The organism is Streptomyces sp. S3(2020), from assembly GCF_013044505.1.
Lineage (GTDB): Bacteria > Actinomycetota > Actinomycetes > Streptomycetales > Streptomycetaceae > Streptomyces.
Window position 1 is genome coordinate 1 of the sequence record NZ_JABERD010000326.1, and the last position, 7,305, is coordinate 7,305.

Below are 7,305 nucleotides of genomic sequence, written 5' to 3' on the forward strand. Positions count from 1 at the left end.
GGGCGGGCGGCGGCCGGGGGGGTTGGCGTCCGGGACGGTCTGGGGCGGGGGGTTGCTGCCGGCGGCCCGGGGCCGGCTGCCCGAGCTGTACGGGGCCGGCCGGCGGGCGGGGCGGCGCGCGGCCGCGGGGCGGTGGGGGGCGGGGTGCGACGGGCGCCGGCTGCGCCCGGCCCCCGTGCCCGCCCCGCCCGCCGGCGCCGGCCTCGCCCGCGTGACCACCCGCCAGGCGGTCCAGGCCACCGCCGGCTCGGCCGTCGCGCTCGTCGTGGGGCAGCTGGTCTCCCCGGAGCGCTGGTACTGGGCCGTCGGCGCGACCTGGTGGGTCTTCGTCAACACCACCTCGCGCGGCGAGACGCTCGTACGCGGCTTCCGGCGGGTCCTCGGCACGGTGATCGGCATCGGCCTCGGCCTGCTCGTCGCCGTCCCGCTGGCGGGGTCGGCGGTGCCCTCGGCCCTGCTCCTGGCCGTCTGTGTCTTCGGGATCTTCTACACGGCCGCGGTGTCGTACACCTGGATGATGCTCTGCGTCACCGTCCTCGCCGAACTGCTCTACGGCCTCCTGGGCCTGCTCAGCCCCGGCCTGCTCGCCCTGCGCCTGGTGGAGACCGGCATCGGGGCGCTCGGCGCGATGCTCGCCGTGCTGTTCGTGCTGCCGGTCAGCACCCACACCACCACCGACGCCTGGATCCAGCGCGCCCTGCGCTGTGTCCACGCCTGCACCGCCGAGGCCGCCGCCCGCCTGCGTGACGTGGCCGGCGCCGACCCGGCCCCGCGCGTGGCCGAACTGGAGCTGCTGCTCGGCCGGGTACGGCTCTCGGTCGCGCCGCTGGTGCACCCGCTCACCCCGATGCTCGGCCGCAAGCAGCGTGCCCGCCGGGTGCTCGCCCTGCTCGACGACTGCGCCCGCGAGGTGCGCGGCCTGGTCGCCGTCGCCGCCGACCCCGAGGCCTCGCACGACGCCCGGCTGGCCGCCGCCTGCTGGCGGGTGGAGGCCGCGGTGGAGGCGCTCACCGGCGGCGGAAGCGTCGCGGTCACGGACCAGCCGCTCGCCGTGGAACCCGCGCTGGCCCACCTCCACGGCCTGGAACGGGCCCTCGCCGAGCTGGCCACGCCGCTGCGGACGCCGTCCGGATCGCCTTTGGTCGGAGCCTGACCTCTGCCGAGCCCGCGGAAGGTCGACGAGATCGTCCCCCATTTGGTCTAGACCGTTGCTGATCCACTGCTACGGTCGCCCCGAACGGCACAGGACCGAGAGGGGACAGCGGTGGCAGAACGGCAGCGGAGGGCCTTCATCGGGTCGTTCACGGCGGCCGGGGGGCCCGGCATCGTGACGGCGGCCGTGGACCCGGACAGCGGCGCCCTGACGCCCCTGAGCAGCGTGGACCGCGTACCCGACCCCTCCTATCTGGCCCTGGCGCCCGACGGCGGCACGCTCTACGCGGTCAGCGAGACCGCCGACGGCGCGGTGGCCGCGTACCGGGTGACCGGCGACAAGCTCGAACCGGCCGGCGCACGGGTGCGGGTCGGCGGCGACGGACCCACCCACCTGGGCCTCTACGACGGTCACGTCCTGACCGCCAACTACGGCTCCGGCAGCGTCACCGCCGTGCCCGTCCGCCCCGACGGCACCCTCGCGTCCGCCGCCTCCGGCGTACTGCGGCACACCGGCTCGGGCCCGCACGCCCGCCGCCAGCAGGGCCCGCACGCCCACCACGTCCAGGCCGACCCCACCGGGCGGTGGGCCGTCAGCATCGACCTCGGCACGGACTCGGCGCGGGTGTGCACGCTGAGGGGCGGCAGCCCGGTCCTGCATCGCGAGATCGCCCTGCGCCCCGGCTCCGGCCCCCGCCATCTGGCCTTCCACCCGAACGGCACGTACGCCTACGTGCTCAACGAACTCGCCCCGACCGTCACCGTCTGCCGCTGGAACGCCGCCGAGGGCCTCCTGGAGCCCCTCACGGAGGCCCAGGTGCTGCCCGGCGCCCCGGCCGGCGACGCCTACCCCTCCGGCGTCGTCGTGGCACCCGACGGCCGCTTCGTCTGGACCGCCACCCGCGGCGAGGACGTCCTGTCCACGTTCGCCGTCGAGGGGGAGCGACTGCGGCTCATCGGGACCGTGCCCTGCGGAGGCCACTGGCCACGCGCGCTCGCCGAGTCCGACGGCTACCTCTACGTCGCGAACGAACGCTCCGGCGACGTGACCTGGTTCGCGGCCGCCCCGGACACCGGACTGCCGCGCCGCTGCGGGTCCACCGAACTGCCCGCCGCGTCCTGCGTGGTCCTCGGCTGAGCCCGCCCGACCTCCCGACAACGCCGAAGGGCCCGCTCCCGCGCCGGGAGGGGCCCTTCGGCATGTCCTACGGTGATGAGGCGCGACGTCAGCGCGTCGGCGCGCCCTGCGGCTGCTGCGGCGCGATGCCCAGCGCCGTCGTGTACTTGGCCAGGGCGAGCTTGCCGATCGCCGGGTAGGGGCCGAGCGCCTCGGCGGCGGCACAGCCCGCCTCCTTGGCCGCCTCCTCGATCAGACCCGGGTCGATCTCCGGCCCTATCAGGTACGGGGCCAGCGCCAGGTTCTGCGAGCCGGAGCCGCGCAGCTGGTCGGCCACCGAGGCGATCGAGCCCTCCTGGTCGAGCGCGGCGGCCATCACCGGCACGGCGAGGCGCGCGGCGAGCAGCATGCCGGTGATCCCGGCCGCCTGCACCGCCTCCTCACCGCCGACGGAGGCCAGGACGATGCCGTCCGCGGCGGTCGCCACGGTGAACAGCCGGGCTCGGTCGGCGCGGGCCAGACCGGCCTCCGACAGCCGCACGTGCAGCGCCTCGGCGAGCAGCGGGTGCGGGCCGAGCACATCGGTCAGGTCGGCCGCGACACGGCTGTCCATGACGGCCTGGCGGATGACCCGCAGCAGCGCGCTGTCCGGGCCGGCGAGCAGCGGCACGACGACGGCGACGGGGCCCTCGGGCTCCTTGACGTCCACACCGGCGGCCCTGGCCTGCTCATAGCGTGCGGTGCGCTCCTGGGCGGTGTGCGTGAGCACCGACTGGAGCGTGGGGAACTCCGCGTCGTCCCCGTCGAGGTAACCGATCCGCGCGTCCAGGCCGGGGAGCTCGGAGCGGGCGATGCTCACGACCTCTTCGGCGAGGCTGCGCGTGGCGGCGCTGGGCGTTCCCGGCACCGCGAGAACAAGCGCGGGTGCGCCCTCGGGAGCCGCCAGAGGCTCGGGACGGCGGTGCCGTCCGGGCTGGCGGGGGCGCGGCATTCGTACTGGCAGGCCGGCGGGCCCAGTGGGGGAGCTCATGGCGCCGCATGTTACTGGCTTACTGGGCTTCCCTGTTCGGGGAGGGTGCAGGTGAGCGGTATCCGTCCGGTTTTGTCTGATGAGTTACGTACGGATCGGAAGCGCCGGACGTGTCTGGATCAGTCGCTCGTTCCGGTCACCACGTACAGCATCGCCCTGTCACTCGGCAGAGTGAGCACCCCGGTCGCGAGGTCGGTCGCGATCCGCACGGACCCGTGCAGAGGGTCTCCGGCCGACGGCACCCGGCGCGCGTGGGGCAGCCGTCTCGCCAACTCCTCCTCCAGGGGTTCAAGAAGGGGGGCGCCGATCTTGAACAGGCCACCGGTGAGGGCGACATCGGGTGTTCCCCCGGCGGGGCAGACGGCGGCCGCGGACTCGGCCATGTGCCGGGCGGCGGCGCGCAGGATGTCCGCGGCGACGGGGTCGTCCGGGGCGCAGGCGGCGACCTGGGGAACGAAGGAGGCGAGGACGGCCGGACGGTCCGGGCGCGGATAGAGCAGGCCGGGCAGCGCCGGCATCGCCCCGAACAACTCCTCGGCCCGGGCCAGCAGTCCCGCCGATCCCCCCGGCCGCCCGTCGTGGGCGCGCAGCGCGGCCTCCAGACCGGCCCGTCCGATCCAGGCACCGCTGCCGCAGTCGCCGAGGAGATGGCCCCAGCCGTCCGCACGGCGCCACCGCGTCAGATCCGTCCCGATGGCGATCAGACCGGTGCCGGCGGCGACCACGGCACCGGGTGCCGTCCCCAGGGCGCCCGCGTAGGCGGTGACCGCGTCGGCGACGAGGGCGACCTGTCCGACTCCGAACTCCCGCTCCAGGGCGCCCGGGAGCTCGGCGCGCAGGGCCTCACCGAGGGTGCTGAGACCGGCGGCGCCGACGACGGCGGTACGCAACCGGGCGACACCCGTCTGCGCGGTCAACGCCCGCACCATCGGCACCAGTTGTGCCATCAGGTGGACGGGGTCGATGCCCCGCGCCCCGGTGCGCACCGGCTCCCGTGACTCCCGCTGCGCCAACGCCCCGTGCTTCACCGTCCCGACGACGACCCGCAGCCCGGAGCCACCCGAGTCGACGGCGAGAAACCCGGAGCCGTCGACGGGGAGATCCGCGGGGCGTCGGCGCGGCGGGACGGACCCCGTCGCCGGTCCGGGCGACCCGCCCGCGGCCGCGTCCGGCACGTCCGCCGCCCCGGTCACGGCAGGCGCCAGTCCACCGGCTCTCCTCCCTGCCCGACCAGCAGCTCGTTGGCCCGGCTGAACGGGCGGGAGCCGAAGAAGCCGCGGTCGGCCGACATGGGGGAGGGGTGGGCGGACTCCACGGACGGGAGGTTGCCCAGCAGCGGACGGAGGTTGCGGGCGTCGCGGCCCCACAGGATGGACACCAGCGGCTTGCCGCGCGCGGCCAGCGCCCGTATCGCCTGTTCGGTGACCTCCTCCCAGCCCTTGCCGCGGTGCGCGGCCGGTTTGCGCGGGGCCGTGGTGAGCGCCCTGTTGAGCAGCAGCACACCCTGCTGCGTCCATGGCGTCAGATCGCCGTTGGACGGCTGGGGCAGGCCCAGGTCCGTGTTCAGCTCCCGGTAGATGTTGATCAGGCTGCCGGGCAGCGGCCGCACCTCCGGCGCGACGGAGAAGCTCAGCCCCACCGCGTGTCCCGGAGTCGGATACGGATCCTGTCCGACGATCAGGACGCGGACGTCGTCGAAGGGCTGCTGGAAGGCCCGTAGGACGTTCGGTCCGGCCGGGAGATAGGTACGTCCCGCGGCGATCTCCGTCCGCAGGAAGTCGCCCATCTCGGCGACGCGTCCGGCGACGGGTTCGAGGGCCTTCGCCCAGCCCGGTTCGACGATTTCATGCAAGGGTCTTGGTGCCACGGCGTCACCCTACTGCCGTAAGGACAGCGGTGATCAACCGGTGGCCAAAGCCCGGCCGTCCCCCCTCGTGACTCATCCGACCACCGCGGCCCGCACACACAGCACGTCCGGCAGGTGCGACGCGAGCTGCTGCCAGCTGTCGCCGTCGTCGGCCGACGCGAACACCTCGCCGTTGCGGTTGCCGAAGTACACACCCGCCGGGTCCGCGTCGTCGGTGCACAGCGCGTCCCGCAGCACCGTGCCGTAGTGGTCCTCCCGCGGCAGTCCCGCCGACAGCGGCTCCCAGCTCTTGCCCGCGTCCGCCGTACGGAAGACCCGGCACCGGTGGTCGGCCGGGACCCGGTCCGCGTCGGCGTTGATCGGGAACACGTACGCCGTGTCGCCGCGGTGCGGATGCGCGGCCACCGCGAAACCGAACGTGGACGGAAGCCCCTCACCGATGTCCGTCCAGTGGGACCCCGCGTCGTCGCTGCGGTACACACCCCAGTGGTTCTGGAGATACAGCCGGTCCGGGGTCGCCGCGTCCTGGGTGACCTTGTGCACGCACTGGCCGAACTCGGGGTCGGGGTCGGGCAGGAACACCGCGGAGACACCGGAGTTGGAGGGCGACCAGCTCGCGCCGCCGTCGGTCGTCCTGAACACCCCGGCCGTCGAGACGGCGACCGTCACCGCCCGCGGATCGCGCTTGTCCGTCACGACCGTGTGCAGACCCTCACCGCCACCGCCGGGCACCCACTTCGACCGGGTGGGGTGCTCCCACAGCGGGCGGACCAGCTCGAAGGTCTCACCGCGGTCCTCGGAACGGTACAGCGCGGCCGGTTCCGTGCCCGCGTACACCACGTCCGGCTCCGCGGCCGCCGGGTGCAGCTGCCAGACCCGCTCCAGCGAAGTCCCGGTGTCCTTGGGGAACTTGACGGCGGGCCGGGCCGGCTCGGTCCAGCCGCGCCCCAGGTCGTCGGAGTGGAACACGGACGGACCCCAGTGCGCGCTGTCGCCGCCGGCCAGCAGCCGTGGTCGCTCGCCACGGGTGTCGATCGCGACCGAGTACACGGCCTGTGCGTTGAAGTACGGACCCTCGTCGAACTCCCAGGTCCCACCCCGCCTGCGCCCGATGAACAGACCCTTGCGGGTGCCCACGGCGAGCAGTACCTCGGTCATGCCGATCACCTCCGTGACGTCGTTGTCCCAGATATCGGCCAGTCTGCACCCCGGCACTGACAGTCACCCCCGGAAACGGCTCCGCCGCAGGTCAGGAGCGGGTCAGGTGTGGCTCAGATGCGGTTCGGGGCGGAGAGGTCAACCGCTTGCGGGCCGCCTGCGCACGTCGCGGCCGAGGGTGTGTGACGCGTGCGACGGTCGGGTCGGGGCCCGGCCCCTGAGCACCGAGGAGCCGTCCCCCGTATGGAAAGGCGGTCCGGCATGTTCGCGCGCTCATGAGGAGGAAGCCTTCGATGACGTTCCGTGGTTCGAAGGTGTGGTTATGGCGCTGGCGGCGCAATCCGCTCAAGCGCCGCGCCGACAAGGTGGAGGCCTGGATCGTGCTCGGGGCCTGGCTGCTCACCGCCCTCACCGGGGTGCTCGCCGGACTGGGCGCCACCCGCTCCGTCGAGCACAGCCTGGCCCGCGAGCGCGTCGAGTGGCGGCAGGTCGAGGCGCGGCTCGTGGAGGAGGCGCCCGGGACGTTCGCCGGGCAGACCGGGACGGTGAGCAGCGACCGGGTCTGGGCGAAGGTGCGCTGGGCGGCGACGGACGGCTCGTCCCACACCGGCCAGGTCCGCGTCCGCCCCGGCAGCCCCTCGGGCACCACGGTCACCGTCTGGACGGACCGGGAGGGCCTCCTGGTCACCCGCCCGGCCACCGCCTCCCAGGCCGCCCTGCGCGCCTCCCTGATCGGAGCCCTGGTCGGCGTCGGCGCCGCCTTCGTCCCCTTCGTCGGCGGCGCCGCCGCCGACCAGGGCCCCGACCAGGGACGCGCGCCGGGCGGCCTGGGCGGCGGTGGCCGGGCGGGTGACCAGGAGGCACCCCCGGGCCGCCCAGACGCTGCCCGTGGTGCCCGAGGGGCGGCCCGGGCGGCCGACGACCAGGCCGGTGTGGGACGACCGGCCCGTCCCCCCCCGCCGCACCTTCGCCCAGACCCAG

Annotated in this window: 6 protein-coding genes and 1 pseudogene; 3 read left to right on the forward strand and 4 right to left on the reverse strand. The window is 74.8% G+C overall.

Translation table 11 applies throughout. The features are described from left to right. Positions 1–1,153 (forward strand): FUSC family protein (locus HLK59_RS46390; RefSeq protein WP_171147716.1); only part of this gene is annotated, 1,153 nt, incomplete at its 5' end. Positions 1,154–1,264: 111 nt separating this feature from the next. Next, entirely contained in the window at positions 1,265–2,290 is a 1,026-nt protein-coding gene (locus tag HLK59_RS46395; protein ID WP_171147717.1) for a lactonase family protein, read from the forward strand. Between the two features lie 88 nt (positions 2,291–2,378). Here the strand turns inward: HLK59_RS46395 and HLK59_RS46400 are convergent, their stop codons facing one another. From HLK59_RS46400 to HLK59_RS46415, 4 genes are all read right to left on the reverse strand, one after another. Further along, entirely contained in the window at positions 2,379–3,299 is a 921-nt protein-coding gene (locus HLK59_RS46400; protein WP_171147718.1) for a hypothetical protein, read from the reverse strand. A gap of 119 nt (positions 3,300–3,418) precedes the next feature. After that, on the reverse strand, positions 3,419–4,492 hold the full coding sequence (locus tag HLK59_RS46405; protein WP_346779984.1) for a BadF/BadG/BcrA/BcrD ATPase family protein: 1,074 nt from the start codon (positions 4,490–4,492) through the stop codon (positions 3,419–3,421). Beyond that, positions 4,489–5,166, reverse strand: coding sequence for a uracil-DNA glycosylase (locus tag HLK59_RS46410; RefSeq protein WP_171147719.1), 678 nt, complete (start codon positions 5,164–5,166; stop codon positions 4,489–4,491). Before HLK59_RS46410 ends, HLK59_RS46405 begins: the two co-directional genes overlap by 4 nt. 72 nt (positions 5,167–5,238) lie before the next feature. Continuing rightward, positions 5,239–6,324, reverse strand: coding sequence for a sialidase family protein (locus HLK59_RS46415; RefSeq protein WP_206328408.1), 1,086 nt, complete (start codon positions 6,322–6,324; stop codon positions 5,239–5,241). Between the two features lie 293 nt (positions 6,325–6,617). Here HLK59_RS46415 and HLK59_RS46420 point away from each other — a divergent pair. Beyond that, positions 6,618–7,106, forward strand: a pseudogene (locus HLK59_RS46420) (hypothetical protein); the annotation flags it as partial. Positions 7,107–7,305 lie beyond the last annotated feature (199 nt).

Coding starts and splice junctions, on each gene's coding strand:
- HLK59_RS46400 (WP_171147718.1), bottom strand. CDS start 3,299: ATGAGCTCCCCCACTGGGCCCGCCGGCCTGCCAGTACGAATGCCGCGC.
- HLK59_RS46415 (WP_206328408.1), bottom strand. CDS start 6,324: ATGACCGAGGTACTGCTCGCCGTGGGCACCCGCAAGGGTCTGTTCATC.